Here is a 15311-nt window from a genome sequence, read left to right as displayed (position 1 = left end):
TACTGTAAAAAACGGCAAAATGGATTGCAACAAAATACGGTTTTAATATATACTTCGGTTGTAAGCAAGAAACAAAAGTAAACTAAAGCAAATGGGAGAGATACCAACGATGAAAAGATGGTCTTTAATGATGGTCGTATTGATTTTGGCGGTTGTAGTTGCAGCATGTGGTAATGGCAACAGTAAGAACAATACCGCAGGTGGCAACAAAGGTGCAGACAAAGGTAACAATGCTGAACAAACAAATGCTGGAAAATCAAATGATGCAGAAGTAAAAACAAAAGACACCCTAACAATTGTTTGGCTGCCAAATGAGTCTGGCGGTAATATGAAAGAAGCGCGTGACGAAATTGGTGCGTTGGTAGAAAAAGCTAGCGGCAAAAAAGTAGAACACAAAGTAACGACGGATTATATTATTGCAGTTGAGTCTATTGCTAACGGAACAGCAGATATTGGATATTTCGGTCCACAAGCATACGTAGAAGCAAATGCAAAAAATGATAAAGTTCAACCACTTGTAACGAACGCTGGTAAATCAGGAACACTGGAAGATGCTATGTATTATAGCTGGTTGGCAGTTAATAAAGGTGAAGAAAGTGGCTATGCAGCTGGGGACAGCTTTGCCATTGATAATATTAAAGGCAAAAAATTCTCATTTGTATCAAATAGCTCGACTTCAGGATTCAAAGTTCCAACAGCTGGTATTATTTCATACTTCAAAGATAATCATGCTATGGCTGATCTAACTGCTGACGATCTTGTAGAAGGTGGAAAAGATAAATTTTTCAGTCAAGTATTGTTTGGTGGTTCGCACCAAGGTTCAGCAGTTAACTTGATGTCTGGTAAAGTGGATGTAGCGGCATTCTGTAATACATGTGTTGTTAACTATGTAGAACTTGCTGCTGGGGAAGAAAATGCAGTTGGTTCGACTTACAAAGTAAAAGCTGATGCAGAAGCACCATTTAACACAGTAGCTGGAAAAGAATTTGCTGTTATATCTTCCACTCCAGTATTGAATCAACCGTTTATCGTAAATACAGATACAGTAAGTGCGGAACATATTAAATTGATTACAGATGCTTTCGAATCTGATGAAACAACAAACAATCCGAAAATTTTCGTTCCAGAAGATTCTGAATTTAGCGGCATGTTCAAAAAAGATGGCGAAACTAGATTTTTGAAAGTAGAGGACGCTTGGTTTAACCCTATTCGTGAACTAACTGGTGGAGCTGCAAAATGATAAAAATATTAGAAGTAAATAAAATTTCCAAAAAGTATAAAAATAGCACGCAAGCATTAACGGATGTCAATTTCTCAGTAAAAGAAGGCGAATTCGTCTCTATCATTGGTCCATCAGGTGCTGGAAAATCTACACTTCTTCGCTGTATCAACCGTTTGGTTGATGCTAGCGAAGGAGAAATTAAACTAGATGGAGTCAACTTGCTTAGCTTAAATAAACGATCATTACAAAAAACACGTGTAAAGATCGGCATGATCTTTCAACATTATAACTTGGTAGAACGACTAAGCGTTATTGAAAATGTACTACATGGTCGATTAGGTTATAAAAATATATTGACCGGTTCGTTAGGCATTTATACACAAGAAGAAAAACGAAAAGCGATAGAAATACTTTGTTCATTAGGAATGGAAGAACAAATCTACAAACGTTGCGATCAATTAAGTGGTGGACAAAAACAACGGGTCGGTATTGCGAGAGCTTTGATCCAGGAACCTCGTTTGTTGTTATGTGATGAACCTATCGCTTCACTTGATCCGAATGCATCAAAAGTAATTATGGATCAGTTAAGTATGATTTCGAAAAAGATGGGAATTACCGTACTAGTGAATTTGCACCAAGTAGACGTTGCTATTAAGTATTCGGATACGATTATTGGCATGAAGAAAGGGTCGGTTGTTTACAGCGGATCAGCAAAAGGAATGAAATCAGAAACTATTTTTGACATTTATGGCTCTGAAGCAAGTGAGCTAGGCATAGAAATAGGTGAAACTCATGCAAGCTAATTTTTTTATAAAAAAAGGGCTGCGTCAATCGTTGTTTTTTATTATACTCATCGCATTAACAGCCGGAGCAGTAGTGCTGACCGGCTTTGATTTTGCCGTAGGTCTTGCAGCAATTCCCAAAGCTATTTTGTGGGGTTTGGGAAATTTCTATCCGACAGCAGAATCGCTGGAAAAGTTGCCGGATATATTTAGTAAGTTAATAGAGACGGTAATGTTATCTATCGCAGCAACGACGGTAGCCGGTGTTTTGGCGCTGGCGCTTGCAGTAGCTGGCTCTAAGACAATGCAAATACATCCTGTATTTACAGTAATCTGTCGTGGTATTGCTTCTGTATTTCGTAATATCGACGTATCTGCATGGTCATTAATCTTATTATTTTCTTTTGGACAAAACATTATGACTGGTTACTTTGCATTATTTTTTGTTAGCTTTGGATTTTTAACCCGTGCCTTTACAGAAACGATTGAAGAAGTAAGTTCGCATTCTGTTGAAGCACTCAAAGCGGTTGGTGCTGGATATTTATCTATCGTGTTCCGTTCTGTTATTCCATCAGCGCTACCACAAAAAATAAGCTGGGTACTGTTTATGATTGAAACGAATATTAGAAGTGCTACATTGATCGGTATTTTGACTGGTACAGGTATCGGATTTTCTTTTGATTTATATTACAAAAGTTTTAATTATCACGCAGCTTCTTTGGTCGTTATCTGTATCGTCCTTGCTATACTAGCGATTGAGTTTGTTTCGAATACAGTTCGCAGACTGATTTTGTAATGATGGGGGTTCTCACGATATGTCGTCACAGCTAACTAATACAGTAAGCAAGTTTCCTGAAAAACCGCCTGTGCAGACAGCTGCGTTCAAGAAACCATTCGATAAAGCTTCATTTGTATTAAAAATGACATTACTTGCTTTAGTAGCGTTAACAATACTCAGTTTTTTAACATTTGACTATCAAGGCTTATCTTTCTTCTCTGCTATAAAATCAGCCTTTGCTAATATTTATTCGATGTTAACAGAAGCGAAGTTTAGTAATATTACGTTTAAAGATGCTGTATTTGCTGTTATTATAACGATCGGTTTAGCATTTTTAACCACTATTTTTGGCGCAATTATCGCTATATTTTTTGGATTACTAGCTGCTCGTAATGTGTCTAACCCCAAATATTCTTACTATATTAAAGGGATAGTCGCATTTATCCGTGCCGTTCCAACCGTATTATGGGTACTTATATTCGCCGTACCGGCAGGGCTCGGTAGTGTTGCAGCGATTATTGGTATGACGTTTCACTCTGTTGGTTACTTGATCAAAGCTTATTCAGAATCATTTGAAGAAATGGACGATGGAATAATTGAAGCTTTGCGTAGCAATGGAGCTAGTTGGTGGCATATTGTGTTTCAAGCAGTGTTGCCATCATCCAAAACGTATTTGATTTCGTGGACGTTTATGCGTTTTGAAATTAACGTAGGCGCAGCAATCGCAATGGGAGCGGCAGCTGGTGCTGGTGGTATTGGGTTCGATATGTACATGGCGAGTTCCTTCTACCTGGATATGAACGAAATCGGCGGAATTACATGGCTTATTCTTATCTTCGCTGTCATATTAGAAACGGTAGCAACTCGAATGAAAAGTAAAGTAAAATAAAAAACTGCCTGCACTCACGCATATCGTGAGTAACAGGCAGTTTTAGTATATAAAAACGACTGACAACTGTAGGGGGTGTACTGGCTATGGTAATAACATTAATTTATATGAGCTTGTTCATTGCGCAGTTATTCGTCAGTCAGTCGTTGTTGCTGTTTCAGCCGTTGTAATTCTGCTTCGACAGCATTGCTACGAACCTCTTGCTCTGCTTCCCATTCCATAATTTTATGTTCTATTCGTTCAAATCCTTGGCGAGCAGATTGCTTATGTTGATATGTTGCGGTAGGTGGAACGAACGAATGGCTACTATGAGCGTTAACTTTTTGCAATTTATTAGTCAGTTCTGTTCGTTTTTGTTGCAGTTGATTTTTCTCTTCTCGCAATACTTCCAGTTGATGTGCTAACTCTATATTGGCTTGCTCTAACCACTCTTGTTCACGTAGTGTCGCTTCCGATTGTTCGCTATACAGTAACTTGGATTGTAATGCTACGCGAGCTTCTTCGTCTCGCCCTTCAGCGATTGCTTGCTCAGCTTTTTGTTCATAAAGAGCAACTTGTTGCTGCAAATCTTCTGTACGTCTAGCCAGAACACGAAGTTTTACTTGCTGTGAGTAGATTGTTTCCTCAGCTTTGTTTATTTGCTCTTCGAGATCACGAATATAGTGGTTCATCATCATCGTTGGATTTTCTAATTTATCCAGTGTTTCATGCGCAGCAGCTTTAGACATCGTCATTAATCTTTTTAATATTCCCATTCGTTTCTTCACTCTTTTCTATATAAATTTGTAATGGATGTAACTATATTATCGATAGTGATAACTAGAAGGATCGTTTATATGACTGTAAGGTGATTTTGGAATAAAGATCGAAGCAAGCAAGTAAATAAAAAGAACAGTACCGACACTGAAGAATGTTAAAATCAATGTAATTACTCGAATGACTGTTGGGTCTAAATTGAAATATTCACCTACTCCACCACATAAGCCAGTTAATTTTTTATCTGTTACTGATCGATATAGTTTTTTCATTTTTTGTTCCTCCGCCTTCATGAGTATACATATATTGTACCGTTGATCGCTGTGAAACATAACCGACTGGGGGCTGTATTTGTTACTAGCCTAAAGGCGGGGAGAGACTGGACAATAGGCGGGATAATGTGATCTCTATTCAAAAAACAGTACGCTGCAAAAGAGGAACTTAAAAAGTCCATTTTACAGCGTACTGTTTTTTAATTTGAGCACTATTTAAAATTGCGATTGTTTTGCCTGCACTTGTTGCGAACGTGTAAAAATAAGGGCGAATATCGAATAAGAAATTAGAATAATGCCAGTAACGATAAATCCACCAATGACACCTGTTGGCAAAGCCGAGATTAAGGAAGAACCGGCTACTACTCCTAGAGAGAAGAAGGCATAAAAGTAGCCATAAGCTTTACCGCGAATTTTTTCATTAGTTGCATCAATAAGCACGGAGTTAAGGGACGGAAATAATAATGCGAATCCAATGCCATAACAAGCTAATGCTGCATAAAGTACGGAAGTCGAATTACCTTGACTCACAAATAGTTGCCCGAAGCCCATTAGAAAAATACCAAGCGATAACGTATATAGTGGTTGTACACGATCGAAAATACGATTCGTTGGTAATAGAAAGACAAGTACTGCAACTACGCCAAATGTACTCATCAAATAGCCGCTCAAACGAGAGTCAAATCCTAGTGATTGTACATGAAGTGGTAACAGATAGGCTAGACAGCCTTGCGAGAACATTAAGAAAAAAGCACCACTATAAGCTGTTACAATTCCTTTGTTTTTGAAAAAAGTAGCGAGTGGAACATAACCTGCTTTTTCTTTTGGTGTAGCTGAAGCTGTCGCTTTTGATTTTAAGGCGAAATAAACAAGTACTGTAATTAAAATACCGACAATAGCGACTACTCCAAAAACAGATGGAACGCTAGTACGACTAGCCATAATGCCACTAAATGCTGGACCTATAATAGCTGCGATACCGACAAATGCTCCAGAAATGGCGCCTTTTTTGCCACGCTTTTGTCCGTCCGAATTGTTGGCTAAGAAAGTAAATGCAGCTGGAACGATTAAGCCGCCTACGAAACCATGAATGAAGCGAACGATAAGTAAAATGGTTGTATTATCAATTAAACCGTATAGCGCTAACGCGCCGCTAGTCAATATTAAACCGGACAATAAAATGGAAAACGGATTACGTTTGTCAGATAATACGCCCGATAATATGTTACCAAACGTATTGGAAAAGGAGTACATCCCTACGGCAAGCCCGGCAACAAATGATGATGCGCCAACGGATTCTGCGAAAGTACTCATCACTGGTAACTGTGAAAACAGATCGAAAAAGGAAAAGAAGACGACACAATAAATTAAATAAGTAGTATTGAACGGTTTCACTTCATAATTCGGTTGTTCTTTTTTTAATCTACGATCCAAAATGAAGTTACCAAACGGAATAAAAGCTGCGACAAAAGCAACGACTGACCATAATATATTCCATTGAATACGGATGGCCGCATACATAATAGCAACGGCGTAACAAACGAATATGATGCCATGTAAACTACCAACTACTCGTACAGCCATATCTATTCCTGCCCAATATTTGAGCGGCATAGCAATCAGCAGTAAAACAAGTAATGAAATACCATCAAGTAAGCCCGTAGCACGAAGCAGGCCGATTGGATGACGAAGCATGATATACCCCCTACAGAAATGATGAACATACAATATTATCTCATCCTATTATAGCTTAAAATAAAAAACTAGCGTTCCATTGATTATGACAATGTTGAAAACAGTAGCTATTTCCTAGATATAAATATCACATTGTAAAGAATAAGCGAAACTTTCCAGCTCGATAAGGAGTCTGTATTATAGAAGACTAATTATAGGGGGAGCCTTAAAACAATCATGCGAAAAACAATCAAGGTATCTGTAGGAATATTGTCGCTTGTTAGTATGTTGCTCATGTTAACTTTTAAACCGGGAGATTATCCATTAATAGCGAATGCGAGTACCACTGCATCGGTTGCTGGTTTAACGGAAAAAGTAGTGGAGGAGTTTGAAGGAACGGGATTTATTAGTTCTATCGATCCGATTCAAGCGAGTACGACACTTCAATATGCGAAGTCACCAGCGCCAGTTGTATTTGGCAATTCCTCTGCGCAGTTAACTTATCAGTTTTCACCATATCAAACGGGTAGCTCTGCCGCATACTTGAATTTTTGGAATGATGCTACGCAAAAAAGTTATTTACAATTAGAAGGCAAGCCGACGAAGCTTGGTATTTGGGTGTACGGTGATGGCAACAATAAGCATTGGCTCAGAGCAGAATTTAACAATGGAAAAATCGTTGATTTAACGAGTAATAGTGGGTTTAACTGGACGGGGTGGAAGCAAATCATTTTTGATGTTCCTTCTACTATAAAGGAGCCGATACAATTACGTCGCATTTACACGGTACAAACGAAACAAGCAGCCAAAACGGATGGTACGATTTACTTTGATCAATTGACTGCTTACTATAGTAAGGATAAAGATATCGTGGCTAAGCCAGACAAAACGTTTGATTTTAATCCGCCCAAGCAAGAGTTTAGAGCAGCGTGGATTGCGACGGTAGAACGAATTGACTGGCCAAAAACGAATGATCCAACAGAACAGCAACAGCAATTTATCGATTTGTTAGATTTTCATCAATCACTTGGAATGAATGCAATTGTTATGCAAATTAAACCGACAGCGGATGCTTTTTATCCTTCGGCGTATGCACCGTGGTCCCATTGGTTGACAGGGGTGCAAGGAAAGCATCCAGGATATGATCCATTAGCCTTTATGATCGAAGAAACACATAAGCGTAATATGGAATTTCATGCTTGGTTCAATCCATATCGCGTTAGTACGAACAATAAAACGATGGAATTATCAGCCGATCATATCGCTCGGAAACAACCGGATTGGGTGATGGAGTATAAAGGAAAACTATATTTTGATCCAGGTCAACCAGAAGTTGTGGATTATATTTCGAAATCGGTCATGGAAGTAGTCAAAAATTACGATATTGACGGTGTTCACTTTGATGATTACTTTTATCCGAACCGTTTTGATGGCATGAACTATCCTGACCAAGCGACTTTTGAGAAGTTTGGAAAAAAAGCTTATGGGCAAAATATTAACGCATGGCGTCGTGATAATGTAGATACATTAATCGAGCGGTTAAGTAAAGAAATAAAAGCGACGAAAAAGTTTGTAAAATTTGGAATAAGTCCTTTTGGGGTATGGCGTAATAAAGCCGATGATCCGAAAGGTTCGAATACAACAGCGGGGCAGCCTAGCTATGATAATTTACATGCTGATATAAGGAAATGGGTAGCTAATGACTGGATCGATTATGTCGCTCCACAAATTTATTGGAACTTTGGCTTTAAACCAGCTCCTTATGAAGAGTTAGTTAAGTGGTGGAGTGATACAATTCGGACAACCAAATCGAAAACGCAATTATATATCGGTCATGCTGCTTATAAAGTAGATGAAAATGAAAATTTTACGGATCCGAATGAAATAATAAAACAAATGATTTATAATTTAAAATTTAAAGAAGTGCAAGGTAGTATCCAGTTTACAACACGTGATCTGCTTGCGAAACCACATTTGCGGAAACAAGTGCAAGATCGGTATCAGTATGGAGCATTGATTCCACCGCTGTCTGCTTTTTCCAAAGATAATAAGCTACCTGTATCGACACTGACGGCAGAGACATTATATGAAGGAGTGCAGCTTAGTTGGAAGGATCAAGATGCTTCTTCAGCTTATTACGTTATCTATCGATCAACGGGCAAACAAAAGTTAAATCAACAAGATGCTACACAACTGATTGCTACCGTTCGAAAACCTGCTGGCTCAAGTCAATTATCTTATGTAGATCGTACAGCAGTAGCGGGACAAACGTATCAGTATGCGGTAACGGCTGTTAATCGGATGCATGTTGAAAGTAAATGGGACAAAGCTAGTACGGTGCAGATAGAAGCTGGCAAATATAAGCAACAAACGGTTTCTACCTATATTGAAGCGGGACAAGGCGGAATCGTTAATTTGGATAGCAAAGCTTTAGTAGTTGTAGCAGTTGGCACTGCCAAGCAAGCTTTTCGTCTACAATTGGAGCAATTATTTAATTATACTTATGCAGAGTTACCGAAGTTGACGTTACTAAGCGGTGTATATGAAATTTCCAAAGATAGTAGCACTCGCTTAGCAAAACCGTTGCAGCTACGGATTAGTTTTGAGCCGTCTAAACTGTTAGCTAGCGAGGAAGCAGCATTATATCGTTATAATAATAGTAAGAAACAGTATGAACGGGTAGAAGGCGCGAAACGAGAAAATGACAGCTTTATGGTAGCGGACGTGAACGAATTGACGAAGTATGCCGTATTTGCTGTAGAGAAAACAGGAGGGACGGTATCGCCAAAACCGACTCCTAGTCCGACACCGACAACTCCCGAAGTGCCGGGAACGAAACCGCAGCCGAATCAATGTGAAGCAGCCAACTTTACTGATATAGGCAAACATTGGGCAAAAGCGCAGATAGAACAAGCGGTTGCTCGTTGTATGGTTTCTGGCTACGATGATGGTACGTTCCAGCCGAACAAAGCGATTACGCGGGAAGAGTTCGCCGTGATGTTAGTTCGAGCGCTACAGATTGATGCAGCGAATGCAGCACTTCCGTTTAAAGATAGTGTGACTATTGGTAAATGGTCCCTTGATGCAGTAGAGCGTGCTATCGGTGCTGGTATCATTTCTGGTTATAATGATGGTTACTTTCGTCCAAAAGCTTTAGTCAATCGAGCAGAAGTGACAGCGATGGCAGTGCGAGCATTACAACTGACAGTTGACACGGGAGCTACTACAGTTTCCACTTCTTTTTTGGACAATCATCTTATTCCAGCATGGGTGAAGCCGTATGCCAAAACAGCGGCGGATCATAAACTGATCGCTGGACGATCAGGTAACTACTTTGCGGCAGATGCATCGACAACAAGAGCGGAAGCAGTTGTTATTATTTTGCGCTTAACGAGATAAGAAGAAAGTGTGAACAAAATGAAAAAGTATTCGGATCAAAAAGGTAGCAAAACAACGATTATCCAAATGTTAAGAAAGCATGGTGCGATAACTCGAATTGAATTAGCTGCGATTACGCAATTGAGTAAAGCGACGATATCTATTGCCGTCAATGAATTGCTGGAGCTAGGATTAGTTGAAGAGTTGGAGGTTATGCCATCTACCGGTGGCAGACCTGCGACAAAATTAAATCTCACGCATGATTCGTATGCTGTCATCGGCGTGGATGTAAACAATAATGAAATAATAGTTACCGCGTTCGATTTGCGGGGCAAAGTATATTGCTCTACGCAATTATCTTTAACGGCAGTAGATCCAGCTTTCATCGTCCAAAAAATTAGGGAACAGGTGGATAAGGTAACGAAGCAATTATCTTGCCCTATTATTCCGATTTTAGGTGTCGGTATTACTGGCGTAGTAGATACGGCGGCGGGAATTGTCCGTAGTTCTGCTGTACTCGGCTGGCAACAAGTGCCGCTAGCGAAGTTGCTGCAAGAGCAGCTTGGTTGGACAATTGTCATCGTTAATCGAAGCCATGCACGTGGTTTATCAGAATGTCGCTTTGGAGCTGGAGAGCAGCATGAAACTATTATTTACATTGGTGTAGATAGTGGAATCGGTGCTGGTTTGTATATTAATCGAGAGCTTGTGCAAGGCGTTTCGGGTGGTGCTGGTGAAATTGGTCATACTACTATTTTATTGGATGGACCACTGTGTGCCTGTGGAAATAAAGGGTGCTTACAGATGGTAGCTTCGACAACAGCTATGGAACAAGATGCCAGATACTGGGTGCGCCAAGGGGTAGAGTCAGTACTTCAATCTTATGCGAGGACGGATGTAGAGCTACTAGATATGCCAACCATTTGTAAAGCGGGAAATGAAGGGGACGCACTAGCAAGCGAAGTGATCGAACGTGCGGCTACGTATGTTGGTGTTACTCTAGCCAATATGGTCAACATTTTGAATCCAGATAGTATTATTATCGGTGGATCTATAGCAAGTGAATGTCCGCTTTATATACAAGCCGCTGAAAAAGTGATGCGACAACGAGCGATGGTACAGCTTGCAGATCGGGTGACTGTAAAACGAGGGCAATTGGATCAAGAGGGCGGGCCGCTTGGCGCTATTACTTATGCACTCGACCGATCAGTAACATTTGCTCATCTATATATAAATTAATACTTGTAAAAAAGAACTACTTTAGTGTATATTTAAACTAAGTTAGTTCTTTTTTTTGTTTTTATAAATTATTTTTTGTAACTTTCATTAGTATATAAACTAATTAAGCTAGTTTCATTTATTTGTTTACACTTGTTTCGGATGATCATTATAACAATATAGGAGCTGATTGACGGATGAAAACGTATTGGGGAGACATTCATAATCACTGTGGCATTAGTTATGGATTCGGTAGCTTGGAAAATGCGTTAAAGACTGCAAAAGAGCAACTAGATTTTGTATCGATTACTGGTCACGCCTCATGGTATGATATGCCGGATCGAAAAGCGCCATTAGAATATTTAGTTGACTTTCATACCGAAGGGTTTGCGAAATTGGAGAAACATTGGGATGAAGTGCGCGCCGTTGTAAAAAGTTATAATGTCGATCATGAATTTGTTACGTTCCAAGGATACGAAGCGCATTCCAGCGCTTATGGTGACCATCATTATATTACACCAGATGATGATTTTCCGATTGTAAAAGGAGAAACGCCGCTCGATATTATTAATCAGTTGCGTCCCCGCCGTGTCATTGCAGTTCCTCACCATGTCGGGTATACGCCAGGATATCGTGGTGGAAACTGGGATAATTTCAATCCAGATATAAGCCCAATTGTTGAAGTAGTTTCCAAACATGGATGTGGGTTGTCCGTTAATAGCAAACTACCTTACTACCATGATATGGGACCTCGAGATTCACGTAGTACGGTATATGCAGCCATTGCTCGTAAATTAAAAGTCGGATTTGTCGGTTCAACAGATCATCATGCAGGGTATCCAGGCTCTTATGGCGATGGCAAAATGGCAGTAGTTGCTACGGAAAAAACAAGAGAGGGAATTTGGGAAGCTATATTAGCACGCCGGACGTATGCTGTAACAGGCGATAAAATTGATTGTCGCTTTACACTTAATGATGCTCCGATGGGAAGTACCGTCGCGGCAACTACTAAACGGGAAATTGCGGTAGATGTTACGGCTTGCGATCAAATTGAAAAAATAACGATATTCAAAAACTTACGCCCATGGCGGCAAGTTACTGCGTTTGATTTGCAGCAAAAGTCGGCAGATGCCGTAGCAAATACGACGTACAAAGTACGGGTTGAAATGGGCTGGGGCGGAGATCAAGTCGGTTATAAGTGGGATGCACAAGTGCAGATTAACAATGGACAATTGCAGTCGGTCGAGTCTTGTTTCCGTGGTAGAAGTGTATTAGCACCGACACCTGAGTTGAAAGCAGACCCAAATATTAACGCATTAAGTAATGCTGTTCACGAGCAAACAGACCAACAAGTATCGTGGTCATGTACAACTGTAAAAAATCCGACAACGTTACATCCACTTACTGCGGGAGTAATTTTAGAAATAGCTGGTAACGAGCAGACAAAGCTTGAGCTACAAGCTAATGGAATTGTCATCACTACAACTATTGGTGAATTGCTACAAGGCAATGTAACGAAGCATAAATATGCTTACAATTCAGAAGCAGTCGTTATTCATCCTGCTATACCAGCTTATCGATATACTTATACGGGGAAATTCGTAGATGAGCAGCAAGAGGATGAGTGTGACGTGTATCATGTTGAAGTGGAACAAAACAATGGGCAATGTGCTTATTTGTCTCCCATTTATGTGGAGTAGTACGAACAGTACAAAAAGTAGGAAGTAAATGAAAAAACCAGCAGTGTACATGGATAGCATAGAGGCGAGTTGTTCGCTCTATACGTTGCCATTGCATCGCTGGTTTTTTTGGTATATCGGTCTCGATATTATAATCGGAACACAACTGTTTTATTTTTTAATTCATGAGCTTCGGAAGTTAACACTTGAGAGGAAGCAGCTATTTCTTGCATAACAGCTGTTTGCTCTTGCGCAGCGCTGGAAATTCGACTAGCTCCATTAGAAATATTCATCGCTGTCTCCGCCATCTCTTTGGACATGGCAAAAGATTGATGAACTTGGCTCACAGAGATGGCGATATGATCAACGATGTGTTGCAGCGCTGTAGTCGTTTGATCAGCGGCAATCGTTACTTCTGCGAGTGATTGTCTCGTCTTTTCTCCAGCAGCCGTTTCTTCTCGAATGAGCTGTACCTGCTTATCCGTTTCTGATACAACAGTATTCGTTTGTTGTTGCATCAATTGTACTAGTTGTTGAATCTGATCATTAGCGGAAGCGCAATCGGTGGCAAGTTTACGAATATGTTGGGCAACTACGGCAAATCCTTGCCCTTGCTCTCCCGCATGTGCGGCTTCAATAGAAGCGTTCAATGCCAACAACTGCGTTTGATTAGCTATTTCTCCAACTAATTGTGATATTTTTCCGATTTCTGATGCTTGTTGCTGTAACTTATCAACGATGAGCATCGTTTGTTCACTCATATGCGAAATTTCTACCATTCCATCTACTAATGTACTCACCTGTGCCATACTGTCTGTAATCGTATGAACCATCGCTTTGGCAGTAATGCTAGCTTCATCAGCTTCGTTGTTCATCATTGTTGCCGTACTCGAAGATAATTCAGCAGAAGCCAGTATTTGTTGGGCGGCACTTGCCTGAGCTGTAGCTCCGTCTGCCATTTGTTCAATTGTAATAGAAATGGTTTCAATCTGTTCTGCTGCTTGTACGATAGCAGTACCTAACGTATCAGCACTTTGTTCTGTAACAGCGACGCTGCTCGATACATCACTAATCATTTGTCTTAAATTAGTAAGCATCACATGAAAAGAAAGGTGAAGTTGTCCAATTTCATCCGTGGATCGGTGTTCTGGCATAACTACTGATAAATTACCATTGGCTACTTCATTAGCAGTTACCGTTAGTTTTTTTAATGGTTTGATAATATAAAGTGCTGCAAGCCAACCGAGAAAACATGACCACATTAATCCGAGCACAAGCACGCCACTCATATATAGCCAGTCCTTCATATTAGGTGCCAAATAAGGCTTCAAAACAAAAATAAAGAAAGCGCTTGTACTATATGTGACAGCAGAAACAATAAAAATGCCAAAAACCAATTTGTGAATCAGGCTTATTTTCATTAACTCCATCTCCTCGGTTTGCAAGTATTCCTTCAATTATACTATAAAAACCCAAAAAGTGTGACTAATGTTCTATGACTAAAGGGTGAAAAGCGATACATTTTATTATTGAAAGGATATATCATTGTTATTCGTAAAAGGGGCACGCTACATAATGGACAGTTTTAATTCCAGTTGTTGGTGTAGGAAAAAGCAAATGGAATAGCTATAATAGATGTAATCAAACCTAATTTAATGGATAAGCAGGGGGAAGTATAATGAGAATTGGTGCTGTAGAGGCAGGCGGTACAAAATTTGTATGTGGAATTGGTAACGAGTTTGGTGAAATTGAAAAAAGAATTAGTTTTCCAACCGAACAACCGGAAGAAACATTGGCGCAAGTGATTGATTTTTTTGCTGGAGAAGATATTGCGGCGATTGGTATCGGGACATTCGGTCCAATTGATATAGATAAACAAAGTAAAACGTACGGTCACGTAACGACAACGCCCAAGCCAGGCTGGGCAAACTATCCTTTCCTTGGTAGATTGCAACAAGCGTTTTCTGTTCCATTTGGATTTGATACAGATGTAAATGCGGCAGCTCTTGGTGAAGCAACTTGGGGAGCGGCAAAGGGACTAGATAGCTGTGTCTATTATACGATTGGAACTGGTGTAGGAGTCGGAGTTTATGCAGAAGGAAAATTAATTCACGGCATGCTACATCCAGAAGGTGGTCATGTATTGACACGTCGTCATCCAGAAGATTCATTTGCTGGCGTATGCCCTTATCATGGCGATTGTTTGGAAGGAATGGCAGCTGGACCTGCACTTGAAAAGCGTTGGAATGTAAAAGGAGCAGAATTACCAGTAGATCATCCCGCTTGGGAAATAGAAGCCTTCTATATTGGTCAAGCGTTGTCGGCTACCATTTTAATGCTATCCCCGAAAAAAATTATTTTGGGCGGCGGAGTGATGAAGCAGCATCAGTTATTTCCGCTTATTCACAAACAAGTCCAAAAAAACTTAAACGGTTATGTTCAATCATCATTGATAACTGATCAGATTGCGCAATATATTACTGCTCCAGGTTTAGGAGATAACGCTGGTTTATGTGGATCATTAGCGTTAGGTTTGCAGGCGTTGAAAGATGCGGAATAATTAAAATATTAAACAGTGTAAAAGTGATAACAGCTTATGGAAAAGATGCGATACAAATGCATTTTTTTTGTAAGCATCTCATTTTAACAACGTTGTTAAGTAA

Annotated in this window: 12 protein-coding genes; 8 read left to right on the top strand and 4 right to left on the bottom strand. The window is 39.9% G+C overall.

Going from position 1 to position 15311, the window contains the following annotated elements:
* Nucleotides 1–109: 109 nt before the first annotated feature.
* From ACFSTH_RS16165 to ACFSTH_RS16150, 4 genes are read left to right on the top strand one after another with little or no spacing between them, the layout of a single operon-like run.
* Complete coding sequence (locus ACFSTH_RS16165) at nucleotides 110–1240, top strand: phosphate/phosphite/phosphonate ABC transporter substrate-binding protein (RefSeq protein WP_377769922.1); 1131 nt, start codon at nucleotides 110–112, stop codon at nucleotides 1238–1240.
* On the top strand, nucleotides 1237–2025 hold the full coding sequence (phnC, locus tag ACFSTH_RS16160) for a phosphonate ABC transporter ATP-binding protein (protein ID WP_377769921.1): 789 nt from the start codon (nucleotides 1237–1239) through the stop codon (nucleotides 2023–2025). The genes ACFSTH_RS16165 and phnC overlap by 4 nt, the downstream gene beginning before the upstream one ends.
* Nucleotides 2015–2800 (top strand): PhnE/PtxC family ABC transporter permease, encoded by a 786-nt coding sequence (locus tag ACFSTH_RS16155; RefSeq protein ID WP_377769920.1) that lies wholly within the window; start codon nucleotides 2015–2017, stop codon nucleotides 2798–2800. Before phnC ends, ACFSTH_RS16155 begins: the two co-directional genes overlap by 11 nt.
* 19 nt (nucleotides 2801–2819) lie before the next feature.
* A complete protein-coding gene (locus tag ACFSTH_RS16150) occupies nucleotides 2820–3671 on the top strand; it encodes a PhnE/PtxC family ABC transporter permease (protein WP_377769919.1) in 852 nt (283 codons plus the stop codon).
* A 128-nt stretch (nucleotides 3672–3799) separates the two neighbouring features.
* Here ACFSTH_RS16150 and ACFSTH_RS16145 read toward each other — a convergent pair whose 3' ends face one another.
* The 3 genes from ACFSTH_RS16145 to ACFSTH_RS16135 all read right to left on the bottom strand — a co-directional run bounded on the left by ACFSTH_RS16145 (nucleotide 3800) and on the right by ACFSTH_RS16135 (nucleotide 6394).
* Nucleotides 3800–4426, bottom strand: coding sequence for a PspA/IM30 family protein (locus ACFSTH_RS16145; RefSeq protein ID WP_377769918.1), 627 nt, complete (start codon nucleotides 4424–4426; stop codon nucleotides 3800–3802).
* A 48-nt stretch (nucleotides 4427–4474) separates the two neighbouring features.
* Nucleotides 4475–4699 (bottom strand): PspC domain-containing protein, encoded by a 225-nt coding sequence (locus ACFSTH_RS16140; RefSeq protein ID WP_377769916.1) that lies wholly within the window; start codon nucleotides 4697–4699, stop codon nucleotides 4475–4477.
* Nucleotides 4700–4915: 216 nt separating this feature from the next.
* Nucleotides 4916–6394 (bottom strand): MFS transporter, encoded by a 1479-nt coding sequence (locus tag ACFSTH_RS16135; protein ID WP_377769915.1) that lies wholly within the window; start codon nucleotides 6392–6394, stop codon nucleotides 4916–4918.
* A gap of 216 nt (nucleotides 6395–6610) precedes the next feature.
* On the opposite strand from ACFSTH_RS16135, the gene ACFSTH_RS16130 reads away from it, so the two are divergent.
* From ACFSTH_RS16130 to ACFSTH_RS16120, 3 genes are all read left to right on the top strand, one after another.
* A complete protein-coding gene (locus ACFSTH_RS16130; RefSeq protein ID WP_377769914.1) occupies nucleotides 6611–9772 on the top strand; it encodes a family 10 glycosylhydrolase in 3162 nt (1053 codons plus the stop codon).
* An 18-nt stretch (nucleotides 9773–9790) separates the two neighbouring features.
* Entirely contained in the window at nucleotides 9791–10990 is a 1200-nt protein-coding gene (locus ACFSTH_RS16125; protein WP_377769913.1) for an ROK family protein, read from the top strand.
* A 176-nt stretch (nucleotides 10991–11166) separates the two neighbouring features.
* Nucleotides 11167–12669: a hypothetical protein gene (locus ACFSTH_RS16120; RefSeq protein ID WP_377769912.1), complete on the top strand. Its 1503-nt coding sequence runs from the start codon at nucleotides 11167–11169 to the stop codon at nucleotides 12667–12669.
* 128 nt (nucleotides 12670–12797) lie between these two features.
* Here the strand turns inward: ACFSTH_RS16120 and ACFSTH_RS16115 are convergent, their stop codons facing one another.
* Nucleotides 12798–14069 carry a methyl-accepting chemotaxis protein gene (locus ACFSTH_RS16115; protein ID WP_377769911.1) on the bottom strand — a complete coding sequence of 424 codons (1272 nt, stop codon included), beginning with the start codon at nucleotides 14067–14069 and terminating at the stop codon, nucleotides 12798–12800.
* Between the two features lie 257 nt (nucleotides 14070–14326).
* Here ACFSTH_RS16115 and ACFSTH_RS16110 point away from each other — a divergent pair, with 257 nt between their 5' ends.
* A complete protein-coding gene (locus tag ACFSTH_RS16110) occupies nucleotides 14327–15208 on the top strand; it encodes an ROK family protein (protein ID WP_377769910.1) in 882 nt (293 codons plus the stop codon).
* Nucleotides 15209–15311: the final 103 nt, after the last annotated feature.

The organism is Paenibacillus yanchengensis, assembly GCF_042684845.1.
In the GTDB taxonomy this organism is placed as follows: Bacteria; Bacillota; Bacilli; order Paenibacillales; family Paenibacillaceae; genus Pristimantibacillus; species Pristimantibacillus yanchengensis.
The sequence above is the reverse complement of the archived record's forward strand: the minus strand, read 5'-3'. Positions and strand labels throughout refer to the sequence as shown.